Genomic DNA, 525 nt, shown 5'->3' with positions numbered 1-525 from the left:
ATACGTTTTGCCATGTAGAGACGCTCGCAAGCGCACTTCCACCTCTCCATTGCCTTTTACGCGCGGTGCTGGTTTTGCTTTCGCTACCGGTTTTGTTGTCGTGCTCGGTTTCGGCTCTTTTGCCGTAACTGGCTGCGCTGTCGTTTTTGTCGCAGAAGCTTTAAACGCCTCGGTATCTGGACGACTGGCCACGACTGGCGCAACAGGCTTCGGTGCGACGTTTGGTTTGGCGACAGGAGCCAGCTTTGATGACGGCTGCGTTTGCTTCACGGTGTTGTCACTCCCTTTGCCAACCACACGAATAAATGCCTCGCGATAGTTCGACAAGGTTTTGACTCCTCGCAAATCAGCAGACGCTTTAGAAAATTCTGTATAAGGCCCAATAAGACAGCGATAGCCCTTTGTTTCGGGCTTCATCCAAACATCGGTGGTGATTTTGCTGTAAATGGGTTTGGCTTTGGCAAGTGGCATTGGTTTAGGCAGCAAGCCACATTGAATCCAATAGAAATCATTGCCTCCTTGCGG

General features: G+C 50.9%; 1 pseudogene. It reads right to left on the bottom strand.

Annotation, left to right across the window (positions count from 1 at the left end):
* Positions 1 to 525: pseudogene (locus R7Q46_RS30115) on the bottom strand (SPOR domain-containing protein); the annotation flags it as partial.

It is taken from the genome of Vibrio sp. 811 (assembly GCF_033339195.1).
Note: the sequence above shows the minus strand (reverse complement) of the source record. Positions and strands in the feature narration are given on the sequence as shown.